A 22,003-nucleotide genomic window follows, 5' to 3' on the forward strand; every position below is an offset into this window, starting at 1 on the left:
TGGAGCGGGGATAGATTTGGAGCTGTAAAGCATAGCGAAGTGGAATTGTATTGAGCCAAATGAGTAACCCTGACTCACAAACTCACATCGAGGTACGCAACCTCAACTTCAGCCGCTCGGGTCGCCCGATTTTTCGCGACCTGAGTCTTAGTGTCGAACGCGGCAAAATTACCGCTATTATGGGGCCATCGGGCACCGGCAAAACGACCCTGCTGAAACTCATAGGCGGTCAACTGCAACCCGATTCGGGGCAGATCCTTGTGGATGATTTGGACGTTCACAAGCTTAACAGAAAGTGGCTATTCCATCTGCGTGCGCGTATGGGAATGCTGTTTCAGAGTGGCGCGCTCTTTACTGATATGTCGGTGTTCGAGAATGTGGCCTTTCCTCTTAGGGTGCATACTGACCTAGATGATGAGCTAGTGCGTGATCTGGTGCTGATGAAACTCAACGCAGTCGGACTGCGCGGTGCTGCAGAACTGATGCCGAGTGAACTTTCAGGTGGTATGGCCCGCCGTGCGGCGTTGGCGCGAGCCATCGCACTCGACCCAGATATCCTAATGTACGACGAGCCCTTTGCGGGGCAGGACCCAATCGCGATGGGTGTGCTGATCAAGCTGATTCGCCAACTTAATCAGGCGCTGGGCCACACCAGTATTATCGTGTCGCACGATATCAACGAGACCTTGTCGATTGCTGATTATGTCTATCTGATTGCCGACGGTGCGCTGCTGGCGCACGGCACACCTGACGAACTGGTAAATCAGGCAGATCCTCAGGTGCGTCAGTTCCTGCATGGCGAAGCGGACGGCCCGGTGCCTTTTCATTTCCCAGCGCCAGATTTGGCCACGCAACTCTTAGGAGGTGGTCAATGATCGATCAGCTTCAACGCATTGGACGTGGCACCCTTGATCGCCTTGCGGCGACCGGTCGCTCGGGGCAGATGCTGCTGCAGTCGCTCTTCGTGCCTCCCGCCCCGAAGGAGATGCTTCCGCTGCTGATTAAGCAGTTGCATTTTGTCGGGGTGCTGTCATTGGTGATTATTCTCGTCTCGGGTCTGTTTATCGGGATGGTGTTGGGGCTACAGGGTTACACGATCTTAGTTGATTATGGTTCCGAGCAGGCGGTCGGCCAGATGGTCGCGCTATCGTTGGTGCGGGAGTTAGCTCCTGTTGTTACGGCCCTGTTGTTTGCTGGGCGCGCAGGCTCGGCTGTGACCGCCGAAATAGGCTTGATGAAGGCGACCGAACAGCTCGCCAGCTACGAGATGATTGGCGTAGACCCCATGCGTCGGATTATTGCCCCGCGCCTGTGGGCTGGCTTTATCAGTTTGCCACTATTGACGATGATCTTTGCAGTCGTGGGTATTTGGGGAGGGTCATTGGTTGCCGTGGATTGGTTAGGTATCTATTCGGGATCCTTCTGGGCCAATATGCAGGCATCGGTGGATTTCTCCACTGATGTGCTCAATGGCATAGTTAAATCTCTGGTGTTTGGTTTTGTTGTTATCTGGATTGCAGTCTTCCAGGGCTATGACGCCGTACCGACTTCAGAGGGCATAAGTAAGGCGACCACACGTACAGTGGTCTACTCGTCGTTGGCTGTACTTGGCCTCGATTTTATTTTGACAGCAATGATGTTTGGAGAGATCTAGATGCAGATGCGGACCCTGGAAATTGGCGTCGGTGCACTAATTCTGGCTGGTGTGATTAGCCTAGTGACCTTAGCGATCAATGTGAGTGGGCTCAGCCTGACTGATCGTGCCGGCGGGTACACAATCTACGCGCGCTTTGAAAATATTGGCGGATTGACCGAGCGCGCAAAGGTGTCACTGTCCGGCGTACAGATCGGCGAGGTCAGCGCGATCCGTATAGATTCTCGTATGCTGATGGCTGATGTGGAGATGCGAATCTTCAGTGAGGTGGATTACCTCAGTATCGATAGTTCCGCGCAGATCCTGACGGCCGGTCTGCTGGGAGAGAAATATATTGGCATTACTCCAGGCTTCGAGGAGGAAACTTTGCAAGAAGGTTCTAGAATTGAAGATACCCAGTCGGCTCTGGTGCTTGAAGAGTTGATCGGAAAATTCCTGTTTAACAAGGTGAGTGAATAATGATGGAGCCACTTTCTCTGAAACAGCTGCTGAGCCCGGTAGCTAAAGCGTTCTTGGGTCTCTCTCTGCTGATTGCAGCGCTCGCGGCACCGCTGGCGCAGGCGAATTGGGAGAGTGCCAGCCAGTCGATGGAGAAGGTCACTGACCAGATGCTGGTTTTAGTTGCTGACGAGGAGCTGCGTAAACCCGAAAATATCGGGCCCCTGATGCAGGGTGTCGACGAGATTCTGGGGGAGCAAGTAGATTACGACTACATCGGTAAATCGGTAATGGGTAAGTATGTACGCCGTGCCTCAGATGAAGAGGTGAGCCGATTCTCTGGCGTGTTTAAAGATACGATTTTGCGCACTTTTGCCAAAGCGGTGTCAGGCTTTGATTTCAAAGGGTACGAGACCCTACCGCCCGTGTCTGAAAGTCCTGACCCGGACAAGCAGATTGTTAGCGTTAACCTAATGTCCAACAACGGTCAGATCTACTCGCTGGTTTTTTATGTGGTGCGTGACGGTGATAACTGGAAACTGGTCAATGTGCTGATTGATGGCATCAACTTGCGTGTTACCTTCCGCAATCAGTTCGCTAACTTGATGGAGAAGTACTCCAAGGTGGGTGCTGCGATAGAGCACTGGGAAGAGGCGATGAGCAGTGTCGCCGAGGGTGGTGCGTGATACACAAAGTCGAGGGTGAGTTGACCCGTGATACCTGTACTCATCAGATTGGATTGGCTCATATAGCGATAGAGCGCGGTGCTCGCGAGATTGATCTGTCAGAGGTAGATAGAGTGGATAGCACGGCGCTTGCTTACTGGACCTCTCTGCAGCGCTGGAGTCGCGCGCGCGATATCGAGTTAAGCTGGAGCGGTTTGCCGCAACAGATGCTCAGCATCGCCCAACTTGTCGGTGTTGATGAGTTGATTGGGGCTAGTTGAGCCTGTAAACAGCTAGATTACGGATATTAGGGCTCTGTTTGGATCGCCAACAGGGCCCTTTTTCGTTATCATACGCGGCCAAATTTAAACCCTTTTTTTGCTTAGAACGCTGGAGAGACGCGATGCACGCCGATGAGGTTAAACAGCTAGTAGAGAGTCAGTTAGAAGGCAGCACTGTTATTACCGCTGGCGAGGGCTGTGATTTTCAAATTACTGTCGTCTCAGATCAGTTCACTGGTATGAGCCCGGTCAAAAAACAGCAGGCAGTTTACGCCTGTTTGACAGAGCAGATCGCCTCAGGTGCCATTCACGCCGTCTCTATCAAAGCACTGACACCCGAACAGTGGCAAGCTCAGCAGGGCTAAGCAGCAAGGAACACTATGGATAGTTTAGTTATTGAGGGCGGTAAACGCCTAGATGGTGAAGTCTGGATTTCGGGCGCGAAGAACGCTGCGCTGCCAATCCTAGCCGCGGCGATTTTGCCAAGCGCGCCAATCACGATCTGCAATCTGCCCCACCTGCACGATATCACTACGATGCTGGAGCTGCTGCGCCGCATGGGTATCGAGCTAACCATTGGTGACAAGCTCAGTGTTGAGCTCGACCCAACAACCATCACTGAGTACGTGGCACCTTATGAGCTAGTGAAGACCATGCGTGCCTCAATTCTTGTGCTGGGTCCTCTATTGGCACGTCATGGCCGTGCACAGGTTTCACTGCCGGGCGGCTGTGCCATCGGCTCTCGTCCGGTGGATCTGCATATCCGTGGCTTGGAAGCGATGGGAGCGCAGATTACCGTAGAGAACGGCTACATTGACGCCCGCGTTGACGGTCGCCTCAAAGGTGGTCGAGTATTTTTCGACACGGTGACTGTCACAGGTACTGAAAATATCTTGATGGCTGCAGCACTGGCTGATGGAGAGACCATCATTGAAAACGCCGCGCGGGAGCCAGAGGTCGTAGATCTGGCTGAGTGTCTGATCGCCATGGGTGCCAAAATAGAGGGCGCCGGAACCGATACGATTCGCGTGCAGGGTGTTGAGAAACTGAACGGCTGTACCTTCTCAGTGATGCCGGATCGAATCGAAACCGGTACCTACCTCATTGCGGGTGCAATTACCTCGGGACGAGTGCGTACCCGTAACACCCGTGCAGACATCCTCGATGCTGTGTTGCAGAAGTTGCAAGAGGCGGGGGCCAAAATCACCACCGGTGATGATTGGATCGAGCTAGATATGGAGGGGCGCAAGCCTAAAGCGGTCAACATTACGACAGCGCCTTACCCGGCCTTTCCTACCGATATGCAGGCCCAGTTTGCAGCACTGAACTCAGTTGCCGAGGGGGTAGGACGGATCAAGGAGACCATCTTTGAGAATCGTTTCATGCATATGCAGGAGATGATTCGCCTTGGCGCTAAGGTCGCGATTGAAGGGAATACTGCGATTATTGAGGGTGTGGACAACCTCAAAGGTGCTCGAGTGATGGCTACAGACCTGCGTGCATCGGCGAGTTTGGTTCTAGCCGCTTTGGTTGCCGAGGGTGAAACGCCGATCGATCGGATTTACCACATTGACCGTGGTTACGAGTGTATCGAAGAGAAAATGCAGTTGATCGGCGCTCAGATTCGCCGTGTACCCGCTTAACTAGGATATCCCAGTTTTATGAAGGAACAGTTGACCATCGCTCTGTCTAAGGGGCGTATACTGAAAGAGACGCTACCGCTATTTGCGGCGGCGGGTATTCATCCTGCTGAGGATATCTTCAGTAGTCGTAAACTGATCTTTGACACCAACCATGACAATATCAAGCTGGTCGTAATCCGCGCCACTGACGTACCAACCTACGTTGAATATGGCGGTGCCGACATGGGTGTTGCTGGCAAAGATGTGCTGATGGAACACGGTGGTGCAGGGCTCTACGAACCGCTGGACCTTGAGATCTCCAAGTGTCAGTTGCGTGTCGCTGGTATGAAGGATGCGCAGCAGGTTGAGGGTCGAATGCGTGTTGCGACCAAGTTCGTCAACGTGACCAAGGAGTACTTTGCTCGCCAGGGGCGTCAGGTCGACATCATCAAGCTTTACGGTGCTATGGAGCTCGCGCCAATTATGGGGCTAGCTGATCGGATCGTCGATATTGTCGACACCGGCAATACCTTGCGCGCTAACGGTCTTGAGGCGATGGATCACATCGCCGATATCAGTTCGCGTTTAGTCGTTGGTCAGCCATCAATGAAGATGAAGTACGCCCAGATACAACCGATCCTTGATCAGCTAGCTGATGCGGTTGTCGCTAAACGCCAATAGAGCGTCAGAGAATAGTTTTTTAAAGTTTAAGAGATACAGACAGTGGGTGAGTCGTTGAACATTCGTCGCCTCAAAGCGGGACAAGCCGATTTTGACCAGCAGCTAAAAGTGATGCTGGCCTGGGAGTCAGTTTCAGACAGAGCGGTCAATGAGCGGGTCGATCAGATCCTGCAACAGGTGCGTGAACAGGGTGATGCGGCTGTGGTTGAATTGACCAACCGCTTCGATGCAACCCGTGCATCAACTATGGCGGATCTGGAGCTGTCTCAGGCTCGACTGCAGCAGGCGCTAGAAGCGATTACGCCAGAGCAGCGCTCGGCCTTGGAAACGGCGGCACAGCGCGTGCGCGACTATCACGAGAAGCAGCTGGCAACTTCATGGCAGTATGAAGAGGCCGATGGCACTCTGCTGGGCCAGCAGGTTACACCGATGGATCGTGTTGGTATCTACGTGCCGGGTGGCAAAGCAGCCTACCCGTCATCCGTACTGATGAATGCGATGCCTGCGAAAGTAGCCGGTGTCGAAGAGATTATCATGGTGGTGCCAACACCTCAGGGTGTTATCAATGAGATGGTGCTCGCCGCTGCGGCAATCGCAGGGGTAACACGGGTATTTACCATTGGCGGAGCGCAAGCTGTTGCGGCATTGGCCTACGGTACGGAGACAGTTCCTGCAGTCGATAAAATCGTGGGGCCGGGCAATATCTATGTTGCAACGGCAAAGCGCGCTGTCTTTGGTCTGGTAGGCATCGATATGATCGCCGGTCCATCAGAGATCCTAGTGATCTGTGATGGCGAGACTGACCCTGATTGGGTCGCGATGGATCTCTTTTCTCAAGCGGAGCATGATGAAGATGCACAGCCGATTCTGATTGCAACCAGTGGCGACTACATCGACCGGGTTGAAACGAGTATAGCTAAGCTATTGCCGACGATGGAGCGCCGCGACATCATCGCAGCTTCGATGATGAACAGGGCTCTGTTGATAGAAGTGGCTGACTTGGATGAGGCGGCTCAGATCTCAAATCGCATTGCGCCCGAGCACTTGGAGCTCTCGGTGGCTGATCCTAAAGCGATGCTACCTAAGATACGTCATGCGGGGGCAATCTTTATGGGGCGCTACACAGCCGAAGCTTTAGGTGACTACTGTGCCGGTCCTAATCACGTTCTGCCCACTTCGGGTACAGCACGCTTCTCATCGCCTCTGGGTGTCTATGACTTCCAGAAACGCTCGTCGCTGATCATGTTCTCAGCCGAAGGCGCATCTCAGATGGGCAAGGTAGCCTCCGTGCTTGCACGCGGTGAGGGATTAACGGCTCACGCTCGCTCAGCTGAATATCGCATTCTCGATAAAGATTAACAGACCGCGGGAGAGCGCCCTGTGGTTATCGGCTGCGCGGGCGTTCACTGGTCAGAATCTCGAGTCTCAGAGTCTCTCCAGCTCGGTACACAGTAAAGTAGGTGATCTCTCCCGGCGTGACCTTCGCAATATAGTTCATCGCCTCCAGACCATTGCCTTTTACCGGACGATCATTGATCTCTAGGATAACGTCGCCTGGTCTCAGGCCTGCGCGCTGTGCCGGGCTGTCGCGGAATATCCCGCTAATCATCAGCCCTGGCTGTGTCTCGGGTAGGCCAACATCCCTTGCTTCTGTTGCCGCCAGTCCGTGTGCTTCAACACCGACCCAACCGCGTACAACTCGGCCGTTACGGATCAGTTCGTTCATCACCTGTACAACCTGATCAGAGGGGATCGCAAAGCCTATTCCTTGAGAACCACCCGTCTTGGAAAAGATCGCGGTATTGATGCCCACTAGGTCTCCCCTCGCTGTGATCAGTGCGCCCCCAGAGTTACCCGGGTTAATGGCAGCATCAGTCTGAATGAAGTCCTCATAGGTGTTGAGACCGAGTTGGTTACGATCCAAGCCAGAGATAATGCCTTGAGTCACAGTTTGGCCAACACCAAAGGGGTTGCCGATCGCCAATACGACATCGCCAACCTTCAACGTGGTGCTGCTCACTAACTTTAGGCTGGGTAGGCCGTCGAGATCGACTTTTAACAGCGCTAAGTCGCTCTCTGGATCAGTGCCTACAATTGCAGCGACCCGTTCGCGGCCGTCTCGCAGCGATACGATCACCTTGTCGGCCGCCGCAACCACATGATTGTTAGTCACAATATAGCCATCTGCGGTGAGGATTACCCCTGAGCCTAGATTCAACAGAATCGGTGAGCTATTTGCCTCGCTGTTTGAATCTGATGCTTTAGATTGGGTGAACAGGCTGACCACCGATGGTGCAGCTTGCGCCACGGCGGCGGCAAAACTGGGGATGGCATTGGCCGCAATACGCTCGTCAGTTACATCAACGACTTCGAGACGACTAGCAGGTGCGCTCAGCAGTGTCGGAAACTGCTGCAAAATCAGAACAGCAGCCAGTATACCGGCCAGGCTCGGCCATATAAGTTGGGTGGGGCGTAGACTCATAACTCAATCATCCTATGCTGCATGGGCTGATTATATGAAGGACCGGCGGTAGAATGCGAGGAGAGTTGAGAATTTTTCTGGAGCTATAGCGATGGGCGTGCCGCTGCAACACCTTGTAACCTACACCGATACCGCGTTGGCGGTGGATAAGTTTCGTGACTACTGCCCTAATGGTTTGCAGGTAGAGGGGCGTACAGAGGTCAAAAAAATTGTTGCAGGCGTTACAGCCTGCCAAGCGCTTATTGACGCTGCTGTTGAAGCTCAGGCTGATCTGGTTTTAGTCCACCATGGCTACTTCTGGAAAGGTGAAGCCCAACAACTAACCGGCATCAAAGGTAATCGCATTCGCACGCTGATGCAGAATGGTCTTAGTCTGTTGGCCTACCACCTGCCTCTCGATGCACACCCTCAGTGGGGCAACAATGTGCAGTTAGCGCGCGTGCTTGGGATCGAAGTTGAAGATGGCCTTGAGAAGGGTAATCCTCTCAGTGTCGGCAACATTGGCACCCTAGCCCAGCCCACTGAAGCTGAGCTTTTTGCTCAGGAAGTTGGACAGGCATTAGGACGCGAACCTCAGTTTATCTCGGGTGGAGGTCGATTGGTGCACCGTGTAGCCTGGTGCACGGGATCTGCTGAACGCATGATTGAACAGGCCGATCAGCTGGGTGCTGATATGTTCATTAGTGGCGAGATTTCAGAACCTGTGGTGCACTACGCTCGTGAGGCGGGAGTTCACTACTTAGGTGCGGGACACCATGCAACGGAGCGGTACGGCGTTCAGGCGCTCGGCGAGCACCTTGCGTCGCACTTCGGGTTGGAGTACCAGTTTATCGATATCGATAACCCGGTCTGATCTACTGTGTGAGACGCATCAGGCTGGACGTTTGTCGTCCTCTTCGGCAAATTTTGGACGATCTGCTGGTTGCTCTTCAGCATCGTTTTTCAGACCAAAGCGATCCGACAGGGTACCTGGCTCGTCCGCTTCACGTTTAGGCGCGTAATCGAGCGGCATGCTGTAGCTGCTCTCAGACTCAGCCGCTGTCCCTGTAGCGAGAGTCTCAGGCTCAGCCGGCTGGCTCTGCTGCTCAATTCCCGCCTGACGCTGCAGACTCTCAACCAACTTCTCATCACGACAAAGCGTTGATGCGCTCGACGCCAGGTGTTGGTGAACTTTTTGGTACTGGTTGGTTAGGTCGTTAACCAGATCTGCCGTTACACTGAAGTGCTCGTTCACCTCATCACGGTATTTGGCCAGCTCCAGCTGAGTGCGATCAAGCTCTTCGGCGAGGCGCACTTCACGCGAGCCATTGCTGCCGTTGCGACCAAATAGAAAACCCAGCAATGCGCCAACGATAAGCGCAGCAATTGCGATAACCCAAACAGTATTCTGATCCACACTAACTCCAACAATCGATCTAGCTCTATGTCTCTTTATAGAATAAAACAAAGACTGACACTTGCACATGCTAGAATCGTCGAATTATAAAGTTAATCCCATTCATGTCATGAAGATCTGTTCGCTGCGCTACCTCTCTCTCATATTTGCTCTGTGCTGTGCACCTTCTCTAGCGCAGGAGCAATTGCGTTTAGTCTCGCTCGCGCCGGATATCACCCGCAATTTGATAGCTATCGGTGCAGAGTCACAGATCGTTGGAATTATTGAGCATAATCAGCTTCAGCTTGAGCTGCCGCAAGCTCAGGTGGTCGGTGATTACCAGTTGTTGAATATCGAAGCGATTTTGGCCCTGCAACCGGACTATGTACTGGTCTGGCAGGGCGGTAATCCAGAGGCTCAGCTCCAACGCCTTGAATCACTTGGGCTACAAGTCGTCAGGGTAAAGAGTGACCGCTTGGCCGATCTGCCGAACCAGTGGCGCCTGTTTGGCGAGCTATTAAATCGCGAAGATCAGGCTGAGAGTTTAATCGAGCAGTTCTCTAGTGCTCTCGAATCATATCGGGTTGAAGCTGAGCGCCCCGTACGAACCTTCTATCAGCTCTGGCATCAGCCGCTGATGAGCATCAACAATTCGGGTTATCAGGCAGAAATCCTGCAACTTTGTGGTGCCAACAATGTGCTAGCTGAGGCTTATGAAGCTTTTCCGCAGGTTGGTATTGAAGCGGTATTGGCGGCAGACGTAGAGCTGATCTTGGCCAGTGATGAGTTGCCGCAGGATTGGCGCGAAAGATGGAGTGATTGGCCCCAGATACCGGCAGTTAAGCGAGATCAGCTCTATACTGTAGAGGCTGACTACCTTCATCAACTGACCCTCGATACGCTGAAGGGTGTCTCTCAGGTGTGTAGCGCAGTAGAGCGGGCACGATAGTCACGTCTAAGCCCGCTCAAAATCTTGCGGGAGAAGTGCTTGGACTACAAACAGACGCTCAACGAGATCGTTAATCGACTGCACAAGCTCGGCGACTTGCCGGTGTTCAGTGCCACCGTCAATCAAATTCGGCAGCTCTCTAGCTCAGAAGAGGCCGACGCCATGGCGTTGGCTATGGCGGTGATGAAGGATGTGAACCTCTCTGTTCGCGTCTTGAAGCTTGCCAATACACCCATGTTTAATCCCAAGAATCGCGAGATTGCATCGCTCTCCCGAGCCGTTGTGCTGTTGGGGTTTGAGCGTATTCTAAATTTGGCGATGACAATCAAACTGGTAGAGAGTCTGCGCGCTGAGAAGCCGGATAAGGTGCTCGATCAACTGCTAGTGCAGGCCTTTCTGAACGCTTCTATCGCCAGAGAGCTTGCTGAGGCAGCAAATTTGAGGAAAGCAGAGGGTGTATATTTGAACGGGTTGCTGCATAACCTAGGTGAGATTTTAGTTGCATATACCCTACCTGATCGACACAAGCAGCTCCGCGATCTCTGGCTAAAGGGTGAAGCCGGCTGGTCCGAAGCTCAGCTTCAGCTTTTGGGTGCTGAGTTTTCTGACATTGGCCAGGAGTTTGCCGAGAGCTGGGGTTTCCCGGGTCCCCTAGTACAGTCGATGGACTCATACACTGCTAACAAACTAAAGGGGCGGGATAAGAGTGCCCATCAGATCGCGGTCGGCAGTTCAGAGGTACTGGCAAAGCTCTATCAGCAGGGTAGAAACAGTGGCGAGTCTCTAGGCCAGATTTTTAGCCGTTTGAGTGATCAGCTCGATATACGCGCCAATCAGGTTGAAGAGTCGGTGCATCAGGCCTACAAATTGGCAGCACACCTCGCGGAAGAGGTTGGGGTGCCTACTGCATCCCTTAAGCCCAAGCCGGCAGATGAGGATGACGATCAGTTGCAAGAGCTCGCCGAAGAGGTTGGGTTCTTTCTGCACTCGAGAGACGAAAAGCATCGAGCGGAGGCGGTTCATAGCCCCGCGCCCGCGGTATCTCAGCGCAGTTCCGTCGATCTTATTGAGGCACTCGCTGCATTTAACTCATTGATCGCCGAGGATACACCAGCGACTCCGTTAGTTGAGGCGCTGATGAGGGCAGTCCTAGCTAATTCGGGTTTGGAGCGCTCTCTATTTTTGATGAAGGACTCCAATCAAAAAGGCGTTTTCATACCACGGCTAGCTGCAGGAGTCGGAGTGCAGGCCCTAGGGGCTAAGCTAGAAAGATTAAATGATTCAACGACATCTAGACTGCTACAGGCAGTTGCGCAGAAGGGAACAACCTTGATGGTAAGTGACTTGAGCTCGGCCCAATGGCGTGATCGGCTACCCACTGAGTTGGTAAAATCTACAGAGGCGAGGGGCTTAATACTCAGCGGATTGAGTGTGAACGGTCGCTCGCTGGGGGTGTTATATTTCGATACTCAGTTAGAAGCGTTAGCAGATACCGATTATGCGATTTTAAACCAGTTTATGCTGCTGTTACGCAACGCTTTGGAAGCGCGCGCCAGAGCTTCAAGCTAACTGGCGCTCATTCAGGTAGGCCTCGGTTTGAGGCCGTCTGCTTCTGTTTCTTCACGTTCTACTTGGTCAGACCTTTAAAGAACGACTTGGTACCATCCCAAGCATCCTTACCAATCTCGACCGCTTTTCCTGCACCAACTGAGGTAGAGCAGGCAGCCCGTTGGCCCGCACATTTGGATTTGCAGCCCGCACGACCCGCTTTGTCGTTCGGGTAGAGGTTGTCGCAGTTAAGGTTGCACACCTCCTGCTGACGGTCACAGCCTATCGTTTTATCGACCACCTGAGACTCTTGGTAAACCTCTTTGCCTGTCTCAAGCGCCGACTCTGCCCCGGCTTTGGTGGAGCAGAGCGCGCGCTCGGCGACACAACGAGAGATGCACCCTGTGCGCGCTGCATCATCACCGACGTGACTTACCTTGCACTTGGTCTCGCACCAGGTTTGTTCGGTACCACAGTCCGCCCAAGCCGCAGAGCTAGCGGCAAGTGTCAGAAGCAGTAAGAGCTGTTTAATCATCACTCGATTCCTTATGCAGGCGTTTACGGGGCTTCCAGAATACCTCCTCATCGCCATCACGACGAGAAAGAACCCGTGCTATCACAAAGAGTAGATCAGATAGGCGATTAAGATAGGCGATCGCTTGAGGGTGTACATAGCTATGCAGCGCCAAGCCTACAAGCCGGCGCTCGGCTCGACGACAAATACTGCGTGCAAGATGGGTGCGAGCTGCCTCCATCGTACCACCCGGAAGGATAAACTCCTTCAGTGGCGGAAGAGCAGCGTTGTAACCATCGAGAGTCCGCTCAAGCTGGTCAATCATCTCCTGCTCGACTGCTTGGTAGTTAGTATCGGCAATAGCGACCTCGCCACCTAGGTCAAAGAGGTCATTCTGAATCTGGCGCAGCACCGGCGCGAGATCATCACTCGGACCAAGGGATGACTCAACCACACCAATGAGGCAGTTAAGTTCATCAATATCACCCAGCGCCTCGACGCGTGGGTGAGTTTTGTGTACCTCTTCACCAGTGGCCAGACGCGTAGTGCCGGCGTCACCGTTGCGGGTGTAGATTTTGTCTAGACGGTCTGTCATTTGTTCTCCAATAAATAAGGGGCACCAAAGCCCCTTCTACTGATTAACCATGCTTTCAGAAAGTATAGTTTAAACGCGCTTCAAAATAACGACTCCGACCTTTGTAACCGTCAAGTGTTTCGTACTCTTTGTCGAATAGATTATCGACGCGAAGATTAAAACCCAAACCTGACTTGAGACCGCGGTCATAGTTGAGTGCCCAAATAGAATACGCAGGCATCTCCGTCGTGGAGCCCCAGGTTAGGCCGGGCGTTCTGTAGTCGATCACCCGATCGAGGCTTAACGATATATTGGCATCGGAACCGATCGGAATAGTTGCAGCTGCCTTTAACATATGCGTTGGGCGGTTCAATAGCTGTATACCGCCTTCCGACAAGTTTTCCGTTTTAGTGTACGTGTAACTCGCCAATAGGTTCAGGCTGCCAAGGGTCGAATCGATAGCTACCTCGGTGCCCTCAGCATTGGCCTCACCTACGTTGTATGCCGTACCCAGCGTGTCATATTGGATGAGCTCTCGAAACTCGTTTTGGAACAGGCTGACCTGGACATTGCTAACTTCGCCAAGTGCACTCCTAATACCTATGTCTTTATTAGTCGAGTGCTCGGCTTTAAGGCTGGGATTGTTGCCGTATGCTACATCCTGATGGCTGGGGCCGGCGAATGCAGTTCTGTAGCTGGCAAAGAGTTGTGAGTTTTCGCTCAGTTGGTAAACATATCCTGCGCCCCAGGTGTTTTGAGTGCCATAACGGCTGTCTCGATCAGAACGAGCGGCCAGATCAACTGTGTGTGAACCCTGATTATATTTTAAGCCAGCAAAAAGGCCGGTGTTGAAATAGCTATCTGAAATATGAGCGCTCTCTGCAGTTTCATGGCGGTAGTCACTGCCGATCCAACTACTCCAGTTATCACTGAGTTGACTGTTAAGCAGCACACCTAGCTCGACCCGATTGAGTCGAGTCGTATCACCGCTAGACGGAGCCGCGCTGCTCAAGTAGTTATCATCTCGGTTTTGATTTTTTGCGGCCGACAAGCTCAGCGAGTGCTTTCCAAAATAAGCGCTAGCACGTGCATTGAGGTAACTAGATTGCGCACGCGATCGATCACCACCGAAGCTTGCGTCGTAATCTGTTACCCCTTTCCAGAGGCCGGTATTCAAGTCGTATTGCCAGTTCTTAACTGGCACCGAAAGGCTGAAATCAGCATGCGATCGCGAATAGCCATCGCTATCAGGCTGCATTGTGTTGCGCACATCGTAGCCGTCGCTGATTTCGCGTCCTACGGACAGAGAGATGCGTGAACCCGCGCCTAAATTATGGGTATGACTGAAAGTTCCTGTCTGGGTATCTTGGCTTCCAGCGGCTACTTCTATCCTGGACTCAGTGACTGAAGACCGAGTAGTGAAGATCTGAATTACGCCGCCAATGCCATCTGAGCCGTAGAGTGAAGACATTCCGCCGCGAACCAGTTCTATTCTCTCGACATGTGCCAACGGAATACGTTCGATTGCTGTTCTTCCATCAGTAGTTGAGGTCAGGCGCACACCGTCCAGCAGGATTATTGTATGGTTAGATTTAGCCCCGCGCAGGAAAATTGAAGAACTGCTTGATACAGATCCGTTTCTGGTGATGAAGACACCGGGTAACAAACCCAGGGCTTCATTGAGTGTAGATACACCGCTGGTTCTGATGGCTTGCTTGGTTAAGACACTGACAGAGGCGGAGGTGCGCTCTATTTTAGCCTCTTGGCGTCCGGCAGTAACCGTAACTTCCATGGGCTCAATAGCGAAAGTCGTTGTGGAAAATGTTGCGCTTACCAGCGCAGCTTTTACTCGCGTATGTTTTTTCATATGTAGTCCCTGCGCCCGCCGCGCAGTGTATGGATTGAGTTGCGATTCAGGCCGGTCTCCGGGCTTGGGTTTTGCGGCTGCACGCCTTCCCGGCTTGCGCCAGTGGCATGTGTGCAGTCAACACCCTTACCGTTGCGGGGGCAGCGTCGGAATTGTTTGAGATATTTCAAACGCACCGAACTTCCCGATTATCCCGTCAGCGTCACTGGCAGGCACCTGTTCGATTTAAGCGGCGCAGTCTAAGAGAGGGAAACTGGATTGGCAAACGAATACCCTTCAGGCAAAGCTGAGGTAGATTCAGTTGGTCGGCAGAAGTGTCGCTTCGAGTGCTCGTATCTGCTCGAGAAGTATACGGTTTTCGTTCAGATCGAGTTGTGCTGTATCAGCAAGACTCAGAATTGCTCCAGTAATCCACTCAATCTCTGATGGGCGCTGGTTGATCCGGTCTTGCAGCATTGATGAGCGATTAGCGGCGGTGGTGCGACAGACCTCTGTCGCAACGTTAAGTAGTGCATCGTCAAACAGCGGTTTGTTGAGTATCTCGGATAGCTCCTCGATTTCATCAGCCACTCGCGACATACGCATTAAGGCGGTAGAACTCTCTAGTAGCTCTCCATTCGTTAGCTGATAAAGCGCTGTGAGTGGATTGATACAGGCATTGACCGCAACCTTCTGCCACAAGGTAGTCTCTATATCCTTAGCTCGAGCGTGGCGCGGAAGATTCAAAAGAGGGCAGTCTGCCTCTGAAGCTAGGCGATTCAATGGTCCCAGTTCGGTTCTTCCATCACCGGCAAGAGTTAAGTGGAAGGGGGTAGCGCTATTCGCACCGCTGGTTGTGGAGGCGGCCCACACCCTGTGTGCAGTAGCGCTGTCTGACAGTTTCTGCTGAACGCCATAGCCGTTACAAAGCAGCACAAGATCAGCGCTGTCGACTAAACGATCACGTACGGCCTCATATGCCCCGATCAGCGAGTAGGACTTGGTGCATAGCAGGAGATTTTCAATCTGGAGCGTAGAATCGTCCAACGAAGTAGCAGGGAAGGGAACAAACTCCTCACCCAGGTGGCTGAGATAGCGAATACCTGAGCCTGCCGCGACAAAGTCTCGCAGTTTCTGCTCGTCACGGAGAATCAACGTCACAGATTCTCCTGCGAGCTTGAGCTTGCGCGCCCAGCGCATTCCAATCGCACCTACACCGAGAATATGCCACACACTAGTCAATCTCATGCCAGAAAGGGGTATCATATATGCCTTTGATAGTTCATAGAACAGGAGAGGCAGATGCCATCGTTCGATATTGTATCGGAAGTCGATACCCACGAATTGACCAACGCCGTTGACCAGGCTAACCGTGAAATCCAGACTCGTTTTGATTTTAAAGGCGTTGACGCGAGTTTTGAGCGTGATGGTGATGCTGTTAATCTCGCCGCGCCAGAGACTTTCCAGCTGCAACAGATGGTAGATATGCTTCGTGCGAAGCTCGTCAATCGTAAGATCGACCCAAAGGCGATGGATGTGCAGTCTGCTGAGAAGCTGGGGATGCAAGCACGCCAGAAGGTTATCTTACGCCAAGGGCTCGATCAGGCGCTGTGCAAAAAGATCAATAAACTGATCAAGGATTCTAAGATAAAGGTTCAGACCCAGGTGCAGGGCGAAAAGGTGCGTGTCACAGGTAAGAAGCGTGATGACCTGCAACAGGTGATGGCGCTTTTACGTGAGTCTGACGTAGAACTCCCGTTACAGTACAACAACTTCCGCGATTAAAATTCCCCTTCAATCGCAAAAACTAGTGAGGCGCCGGAAGGCGCCTCTTTTTTTCCACGAGTTGGAAATTACTTCTCGTTAGCCTCGTTATGTGCCTGGGTACGCTCCTGCGCTGCATCGAGCTTATCGCGCAGCAGCCACAGCATCACGAGCGACGGGATTACCATCAGCGTGGTGATGATAAAGAACATCGTCCAGTTGCCTCCCAGGCCATCAACCATAGTGCCGCTGAAGCTTGCTAGGGTTGTGCGGCCAAGGTTACCTAAGGAGGCCAAGAGTGCATATTGAGTTGCACTGAATGCTCGCCCAGTGAGTGCCGTCAGGAAGGCGACAAAGGCGACCGTTGAGAAAGCGGTGGTGAAGTTATCAACGATAATAGTCGCCGCGAACAGCCACTCAAGAGGACCGAGTTCCGCAATCAGGGCAAACATCAGGTTTGAGCCCGCCATCGCAATACCGCCGACCATCAAGCCACGCAGTACACCAAAGCGCACGTTAATGGCACTACCGATAAGAGTGAAGACCACGGTTGCGATCCAGCCTAGCATCTTCGTGTATTCGCCGATCTGCTCGTTGGTGAAGCCTACCTCTTTGTAGAACACCACAGACATACGACCGAGGAACGCCTCGCCAATCTTAAACATGAAGATGAAGGCGAGTAGCGTGATTGCGATGCCAAGACCGTTGCGACGGATAAAGTCGGCAAAGGGCTCAATTACAGTGACTGCTATCCATGAGGCAAAACGGCCGAGTCCATAGCGTTTCTGATAGGCGTCTTCCATCGAGTGCTGCAGATTCGAGCGTCGGTCTTCGGGCTCTTTAACGAGCAAGGTGAATACCATGAGTAGCGCCATGATAACGGCCATAACACCGTAGACACCTGCCCAGCCCATAGAATCTGCATTGACGAATGCGAGGTAACCAGGGAGTGAGTAACCGGTCCACCAGCCCACAACAGCCATTGCCGAGGCGGGTGGCATCTTGTCATGCTCGCTCGGTTTGAACTGATCGATACGGAATGCATCCACGGCAATATCTTGGGTTGCTGAGGCTATCGCGATCAGCAGAGCAATCAGGGAGACGTACATCATGCCCGGTACTTTGCCTGACTCCGTGGTCGGTTCCCCCATGGCTGCATAGGCGCCACCGGGATCGGCCTGAGTGATCGCCAGAATCATCAGTAGCATCAGACCCTGACAGAGGAAAATCCATGAACGGCGCTGTCCCAGGCCACCCAGCACAGGCAGCCGTACGCGGTCGACTAGCGGAGCCCAGAGAAAGTTAAATGCGTAAACGGCAAAGATCGAGCCGAAGAATCCGATCGCAGACCGTGAAAGCCCTTCGTCTTTCAGCCAGCCGCTCATGTTTGAACCGATCAATACCCAGGGGAAGCCACTGCTACAACCCATCAAGAATATCCAGAGTAGGCGGCGATCTTTGTAGGTTCTCAGAGTTTCTGCGAATGAGCTCTTCATAAGTGCGGGAGTCCATATTGTTATAGTTTGATCCGGTTAGACTTTAGCATCTGGATCTATATGGAGGAAGCACAAAAAAACCGACCTCAAGGGTCGGTTTTTTTAAGGATATTAGGTGCTTAGATGCGCAGACCACCGTCTACTTCGAAGCAGCGACCCGAGGCATAGTCATTCTCAAGAATGAAAACCGCGGTTGCAGCAATCTCGTCGGGGCGACCAAGCCGCTTCGCTGGAATACCCGCAGCAATCTTGTCACGTGCCTCCTGTTTCATGCTCATGACCATCTCGGTACCGATGTAGCCCGGTGCAATCGAGGCTGCACGGATACCGTAGCGAGCCAGCTCTTTTGCCCAGGTAACTGCCATCGCTTCAACAGCGGCTTTGGTAGCAGTGTAGTTTGTCTGGCCCATGTTACCGTGACGCGAGATAGAGGAGATGTTGATGATGCAACCCTCCTGCTTGTGCTCAATCATCTGTACAGCAGCCTCACGGCCGCAGAGGAAGGTGCCAGTAAGGTTTACATCCATTACCAAGTTCCACTGATCCATGGTCATCTTGGAGACGATTTCGCCCTCTTTAACTTTGATAAAGAGGCCGTCGCGGGTGATGCCGGCGTTGTTGATCAAGCCATTTATACCGCCTAGGTCACTGGGTATTGCTGCAAATACAGCTTCGACCTCAGTTTCCTGAGCGACGTTACAGATGTACGTTTTGCCGTCGCTTCCTGCCTCGCGTACCTGCTCGAGGGTGGTGTCTAGATCCTCTTGGTTGAGGTCTATAAGCGCGAGCTTCGCCCCTTTAGCTGCGAGTGTCAGAGCCATTGAGCGACCCAGGCCACGGCCTGCGCCTGTGATGGCGATCACTTTGTTATTCAGATCCATTACATACTACCTTTTGCTGTTGTTTGGACTTTCTTGTTGTTATTTGTCGGCATTGTTTGCTGCATAGCAGCTATTGCACTGCAACAACGCTAAGCCTCTATGAACGAAAAATCTATCCCTAAGTTAGTACTTGTGGTTATAAAATATCTGGCATAGCGAAAGTTATAAGTTAAATGGTCTATAAGTATTTGTTTTTAAATTTATATTTCTAGAGAGAATAAGATTAAACAGGACACCTAGACCTTAGGCTAAGAGGGGTGCACAAAACTGAAAAAGCTTTTGCGATGCAGCAAATCAGACTGTGCACGTGCGAAATTTTCTTAGTGAGATCACTCCTCACCTTCGTTGTGTCGAGGAACAGAAGGTTTGAGTTCCGATCCGCCACAGTGGTACCGTTAGCGCTCAATTCGGAGTTCGCTATGCCACTGTTTATCCTTCTTGTTGTTATACCTTTAATTGAAATCTTACTGTTGATCAAAGTAGGGCAAGCCATTGGCGGTTGGTACACCGTAGGGCTGGTACTGTTATCGGCGTTCATTGGTGTAAATATGCTGCGCTACCAAGGCTTGGCGACACTGACGCGCGCACGCTCAAAGCTTGATCAGGGGGAGATGCCCATTGGTGAGATGGGCGACGGTATCCTGATTGCAGTCGGGGGTGCCTTGCTGATCACCCCGGGGTTTTTCACGGACTTCTTGGGTTTCTGCTGTCTAATTCCACTAACGCGCCACCTGTTCATAAAGCGCCTGGGGAAAACATTTATGAGCTGGATGCAGCGCGGTGGTAAGGCAAACTTTCATTACTCGCACTTCGAGCAGAACGAGGGACGTTCTCATCAGCAGAGAGGCGGTTCAGATGATGTGATTGATGGTGAGTTCGTTGATCTTGATGAGCAAGGTCGCCCAAAAAACGATAACGGTCGTCTACCACCTCGCTAACACCCGGCCACTTACTCTTCCTTAGCGCTAGGTTTCAACTGGCGCTTCTCACCGACTTTGGTCGAGAAGTAAAAAAATTTTCCTTCGTACTGTTGAAAAGCGTTTTTCCTCACCCCATTAAGCTTTCACACAAAGAAATTGAGGGTTAGAGCCGTGCTCTGATCGTCATACAACAAACCAACATCACTATGGATCCTAGATTCAGGAGAATAACCAGATGAAAATTCGTCCACTTCAAGACCGTGTTGTTATTCGTCGCAGCGAAGAGGAAGCAAAAACTGCAGGCGGTATCGTGCTCCCAGGCTCAGCAGCCGAGAAGCCAAACCGCGGTGAAGTCGTTGCTGTAGGCCCAGGCCGCGTTGCTAACAACGGTGAGCTGATTGCGTGTGCAGTCAAAGTCGGTGATGAAGTTCTTTTCGGTCAGTACGCAGGTACTAACACCATCAAAGTTGAGGGTGAAGAGCTGCTGATCATGCAGGAGAGCGAAATCTACGGTGTGCTCGAGGCCTAATTTAGACTTCGCACTCACGAATTTTTAACTTATAGAAAACAGGATTACTCATAATGTCAGCTAAAGATGTACTTTTTGGTATCGACGCTCGCTCTAAAATGCTGGTAGGCGTCAACGTTCTTGCAGATGCAGTTAAAACAACGCTTGGCCCTAAAGGTCGTAACGTTGTTCTGGATAAGTCTTTCGGTGCGCCAACCGTAACTAAAGATGGCGTGTCAGTTGCGAAAGAGATCGAGCTCAAAGATAAGTTCGAGAACATGGGTGCGCAGATGGTCAAAGAGGTTGCCTCTAAAGCCAACGATGTAGCGGGTGACGGTACCACGACTGCAACCGTACTGGCTCAGGCGATCGTTAACGAGGGGCTGAAGTCTGTCGCTGCAGGCATGAACCCGATGGATCTGAAACGTGGTATCGACAAAGCTGCGGCGGCAGTCGTTGAAAAACTGGCTGCGATGGCCGTGCCTTGCGCTGATAACAAAGCGATTGCGCAGGTTGGTACGATCTCAGCCAACTCTGACGCTGAAGTCGGAAACATCATCGCGGAAGCGATGGAGCGTGTAACTCAGGAAGGTGTAATCACTGTTGAGGAAGGCTCTGGCTTCCAGAACGAGCTGGATGTAGTGGAAGGTATGCAGTTTGACCGCGGTTACCTCTCTCCGTACTTCGTAACTAACCAGGATGCGATGACAGCTGAACTTGAAGATCCGTTCATCCTGATCGTAGACAAAAAGATCTCGAATATCCGTGAACTGCTGCCAGCTCTGGAAGGTGTGGCTAAGTCATCACGCCCACTGCTGATCATCGCTGAAGATGTAGAGGGCGAGGCGCTGGCAACTCTGGTTGTCAACAATATGCGCGGTATCGTTAAAGTCTGTGCAGTTAAAGCACCTGGTTTCGGCGACCGTCGTAAGGCGATGCTGCAGGATATCGCTGTACTGACCGGTGGCCAGGTGATCTCTGAAGAGGTTGGTCTGTCACTCGACACTATCGAGTTGGAGCAGCTTGGTCAGGCTAAGCGCGTTCAGATCAGCAAAGAGAACACAACAGTTGTTGACGGTTACGGGGCTAAAGAAGATATCCAAGCACGCGTCCAGACTATCCGTGTTCAGGCTGAAGAGACAACTTCAGACTACGACCGTGAGAAAATGCAGGAGCGTGTTGCTAAGCTTGCTGGCGGTGTAGCTGTAATTAAAGTCGGTGCTGCGACTGAAGTTGAGATGAAAGAGAAGAAAGCGCGTGTAGACGATGCTTTGCACGCAACGCGTGCCGCGGTAGAAGAGGGCGTTGTGCCTGGTGGTGGCGTCGCACTGATTCGCGCTCTACAGGGTGTTGAGGGTCTGGAAGGTGATAACCACGATCAGACTATCGGTATTCAGTTGGCACTGCGCGCTATGGAGGCTCCGCTGCGTCAGATCGTTGCCAACGCGGGTGGCGAGCCGTCAGTGGTTGTAGCTAAGGTTCGTGAGGGTGCTGATAACTACGGTTACAACGCGGGTAACGAAACTTACGGCGACATGATGGAGATGGGTATCATCGATCCAGCTAAGGTAACTCGCTCTGCACTGCAGGCAGCTGCTTCAATCGCTGGTCTGATGATCACCACTGAAGCCATGGTTGCGGATATTCCAGAAGACAAGCCGGCTATGCCAGATATGGGCGGTATGGGCGGCATGGGCGGCATGATGTAATCAGCCTCTCTAGCGTCACACGAAACCCGGCCTTGGCCGGGTTTTTTATTTGTGCGCCTGCTTCTACACCATTGGTCTAGTTTAGCCAAAGGTATG

General features: G+C 52.4%; 24 protein-coding genes and 1 riboswitch. Of the genes, 16 read left to right on the forward strand and 8 right to left on the reverse strand.

Translation table 11 applies throughout. The features are described 5' to 3' along the window. Positions 1 to 59 precede the first annotated feature (59 nt). From AC1WNR_RS05385 to hisD, 9 genes are all read left to right on the forward strand, one after another. The gene (locus AC1WNR_RS05385; protein ID WP_481643502.1) at positions 60 to 875 is read left to right on the forward strand and encodes an ATP-binding cassette domain-containing protein; all 816 of its coding nucleotides are present in this window, start codon (positions 60 to 62) and stop codon (positions 873 to 875) included. After that, the gene (mlaE, locus tag AC1WNR_RS05390; RefSeq protein WP_481643503.1) at positions 872 to 1,654 is read left to right on the forward strand and encodes a lipid asymmetry maintenance ABC transporter permease subunit MlaE; all 783 of its coding nucleotides are present in this window, start codon (positions 872 to 874) and stop codon (positions 1,652 to 1,654) included. Before AC1WNR_RS05385 ends, mlaE begins: the two co-directional genes overlap by 4 nt. After that, on the forward strand, positions 1,655 to 2,113 hold the full coding sequence (gene mlaD / locus AC1WNR_RS05395; protein WP_481643504.1) for an outer membrane lipid asymmetry maintenance protein MlaD: 459 nt from the start codon (positions 1,655 to 1,657) through the stop codon (positions 2,111 to 2,113). Then, complete coding sequence (locus AC1WNR_RS05400; protein WP_481643505.1) at positions 2,113 to 2,778, forward strand: MlaC/ttg2D family ABC transporter substrate-binding protein; 666 nt, start codon at positions 2,113 to 2,115, stop codon at positions 2,776 to 2,778. Before mlaD ends, AC1WNR_RS05400 begins: the two co-directional genes overlap by 1 nt. Further along, a complete protein-coding gene (locus AC1WNR_RS05405; protein ID WP_481643506.1) occupies positions 2,775 to 3,038 on the forward strand; it encodes an STAS domain-containing protein in 264 nt (87 codons plus the stop codon). The genes AC1WNR_RS05400 and AC1WNR_RS05405 overlap by 4 nt, the downstream gene beginning before the upstream one ends. 122 nt (positions 3,039 to 3,160) lie before the next feature. Then, positions 3,161 to 3,403 carry a BolA family protein gene (locus tag AC1WNR_RS05410; RefSeq protein ID WP_481643507.1) on the forward strand — a complete coding sequence of 81 codons (243 nt, stop codon included), beginning with the start codon at positions 3,161 to 3,163 and terminating at the stop codon, positions 3,401 to 3,403. 15 nt (positions 3,404 to 3,418) lie between these two features. After that, entirely contained in the window at positions 3,419 to 4,681 is a 1,263-nt protein-coding gene (gene murA / locus AC1WNR_RS05415; protein WP_481643508.1) for a UDP-N-acetylglucosamine 1-carboxyvinyltransferase, read from the forward strand. Positions 4,682 to 4,699: 18 nt separating this feature from the next. Continuing rightward, positions 4,700 to 5,341: an ATP phosphoribosyltransferase gene (gene hisG, locus AC1WNR_RS05420; RefSeq protein WP_481643509.1), complete on the forward strand. Its 642-nt coding sequence runs from the start codon at positions 4,700 to 4,702 to the stop codon at positions 5,339 to 5,341. 111 nt (positions 5,342 to 5,452) lie between these two features. Continuing rightward, entirely contained in the window at positions 5,453 to 6,700 is a 1,248-nt protein-coding gene (hisD, locus tag AC1WNR_RS05425) for a histidinol dehydrogenase (RefSeq protein ID WP_481645363.1), read from the forward strand. A 25-nt stretch (positions 6,701 to 6,725) separates the two neighbouring features. Here the strand turns inward: hisD and AC1WNR_RS05430 are convergent, their stop codons facing one another. Continuing rightward, a complete protein-coding gene (locus tag AC1WNR_RS05430; RefSeq protein WP_481643510.1) occupies positions 6,726 to 7,823 on the reverse strand; it encodes a S1C family serine protease in 1,098 nt (365 codons plus the stop codon). Positions 7,824 to 7,914: 91 nt separating this feature from the next. Between AC1WNR_RS05430 and AC1WNR_RS05435 the strand changes: the two genes are divergently transcribed. Further along, a complete protein-coding gene (locus AC1WNR_RS05435) occupies positions 7,915 to 8,676 on the forward strand; it encodes a Nif3-like dinuclear metal center hexameric protein (protein ID WP_481643511.1) in 762 nt (253 codons plus the stop codon). An 18-nt stretch (positions 8,677 to 8,694) separates the two neighbouring features. Here AC1WNR_RS05435 and AC1WNR_RS05440 read toward each other — a convergent pair whose 3' ends face one another. Next, positions 8,695 to 9,219, reverse strand: a complete 525-nt coding sequence (locus tag AC1WNR_RS05440) for a Z-ring associated ZapG family protein (RefSeq protein ID WP_481643512.1) — start codon at positions 9,217 to 9,219, stop codon at positions 8,695 to 8,697. Between the two features lie 67 nt (positions 9,220 to 9,286). Between AC1WNR_RS05440 and AC1WNR_RS05445 the strand changes: the two genes are divergently transcribed. Both AC1WNR_RS05445 and AC1WNR_RS05450 read left to right on the forward strand, forming a co-directional pair. Next, on the forward strand, positions 9,287 to 10,147 hold the full coding sequence (locus AC1WNR_RS05445; protein ID WP_481645364.1) for an ABC transporter substrate-binding protein: 861 nt from the start codon (positions 9,287 to 9,289) through the stop codon (positions 10,145 to 10,147). 39 nt (positions 10,148 to 10,186) lie between these two features. Then, the gene (locus tag AC1WNR_RS05450) at positions 10,187 to 11,716 is read left to right on the forward strand and encodes an HDOD domain-containing protein (RefSeq protein ID WP_481643513.1); all 1,530 of its coding nucleotides are present in this window, start codon (positions 10,187 to 10,189) and stop codon (positions 11,714 to 11,716) included. 58 nt (positions 11,717 to 11,774) lie between these two features. Here the strand turns inward: AC1WNR_RS05450 and AC1WNR_RS05455 are convergent, their stop codons facing one another. The 4 genes from AC1WNR_RS05455 to AC1WNR_RS05470 form a co-directional block, all read right to left on the reverse strand. Next, complete coding sequence (locus tag AC1WNR_RS05455; protein ID WP_481643514.1) at positions 11,775 to 12,230, reverse strand: hypothetical protein; 456 nt, start codon at positions 12,228 to 12,230, stop codon at positions 11,775 to 11,777. Continuing rightward, on the reverse strand, positions 12,223 to 12,804 hold the full coding sequence (locus tag AC1WNR_RS05460; protein ID WP_481643515.1) for a cob(I)yrinic acid a,c-diamide adenosyltransferase: 582 nt from the start codon (positions 12,802 to 12,804) through the stop codon (positions 12,223 to 12,225). Before AC1WNR_RS05460 ends, AC1WNR_RS05455 begins: the two co-directional genes overlap by 8 nt. Positions 12,805 to 12,859: 55 nt before the next feature. Continuing rightward, positions 12,860 to 14,650, reverse strand: coding sequence for a TonB-dependent receptor domain-containing protein (locus tag AC1WNR_RS05465; RefSeq protein WP_481643516.1), 1,791 nt, complete (start codon positions 14,648 to 14,650; stop codon positions 12,860 to 12,862). A gap of 32 nt (positions 14,651 to 14,682) precedes the next feature. Beyond that, positions 14,683 to 14,882, reverse strand: a riboswitch (cobalamin riboswitch). Between the two features lie 65 nt (positions 14,883 to 14,947). Next, positions 14,948 to 15,877: a ketopantoate reductase family protein gene (locus tag AC1WNR_RS05470; protein WP_481643517.1), complete on the reverse strand. Its 930-nt coding sequence runs from the start codon at positions 15,875 to 15,877 to the stop codon at positions 14,948 to 14,950. A gap of 54 nt (positions 15,878 to 15,931) precedes the next feature. On the opposite strand from AC1WNR_RS05470, the gene AC1WNR_RS05475 reads away from it, so the two are divergent. Beyond that, the gene (locus AC1WNR_RS05475) at positions 15,932 to 16,414 is read left to right on the forward strand and encodes a YajQ family cyclic di-GMP-binding protein (protein ID WP_481643518.1); all 483 of its coding nucleotides are present in this window, start codon (positions 15,932 to 15,934) and stop codon (positions 16,412 to 16,414) included. Positions 16,415 to 16,482: 68 nt separating this feature from the next. On the opposite strand, the gene AC1WNR_RS05480 is transcribed toward AC1WNR_RS05475, so the two are convergent. Both AC1WNR_RS05480 and AC1WNR_RS05485 read right to left on the reverse strand, forming a co-directional pair. Then, a complete protein-coding gene (locus AC1WNR_RS05480) occupies positions 16,483 to 17,889 on the reverse strand; it encodes an AmpG family muropeptide MFS transporter (protein WP_481643519.1) in 1,407 nt (468 codons plus the stop codon). A gap of 119 nt (positions 17,890 to 18,008) precedes the next feature. Then, positions 18,009 to 18,770: an SDR family oxidoreductase gene (locus AC1WNR_RS05485; protein ID WP_481643520.1), complete on the reverse strand. Its 762-nt coding sequence runs from the start codon at positions 18,768 to 18,770 to the stop codon at positions 18,009 to 18,011. Positions 18,771 to 19,189: 419 nt separating this feature from the next. Here AC1WNR_RS05485 and AC1WNR_RS05490 point away from each other — a divergent pair, with 419 nt between their 5' ends. From AC1WNR_RS05490 to groL, 3 genes are all read left to right on the forward strand, one after another. Further along, the gene (locus AC1WNR_RS05490; RefSeq protein WP_481643521.1) at positions 19,190 to 19,708 is read left to right on the forward strand and encodes an FxsA family protein; all 519 of its coding nucleotides are present in this window, start codon (positions 19,190 to 19,192) and stop codon (positions 19,706 to 19,708) included. A 217-nt stretch (positions 19,709 to 19,925) separates the two neighbouring features. Then, entirely contained in the window at positions 19,926 to 20,219 is a 294-nt protein-coding gene (locus tag AC1WNR_RS05495; RefSeq protein WP_481643522.1) for a co-chaperone GroES, read from the forward strand. A gap of 53 nt (positions 20,220 to 20,272) precedes the next feature. Beyond that, positions 20,273 to 21,907, forward strand: coding sequence for a chaperonin GroEL (gene groL / locus AC1WNR_RS05500; RefSeq protein WP_481643523.1), 1,635 nt, complete (start codon positions 20,273 to 20,275; stop codon positions 21,905 to 21,907). Positions 21,908 to 22,003: the final 96 nt, after the last annotated feature.

Source organism: Marinobacterium marisflavi, from assembly GCF_982447095.1.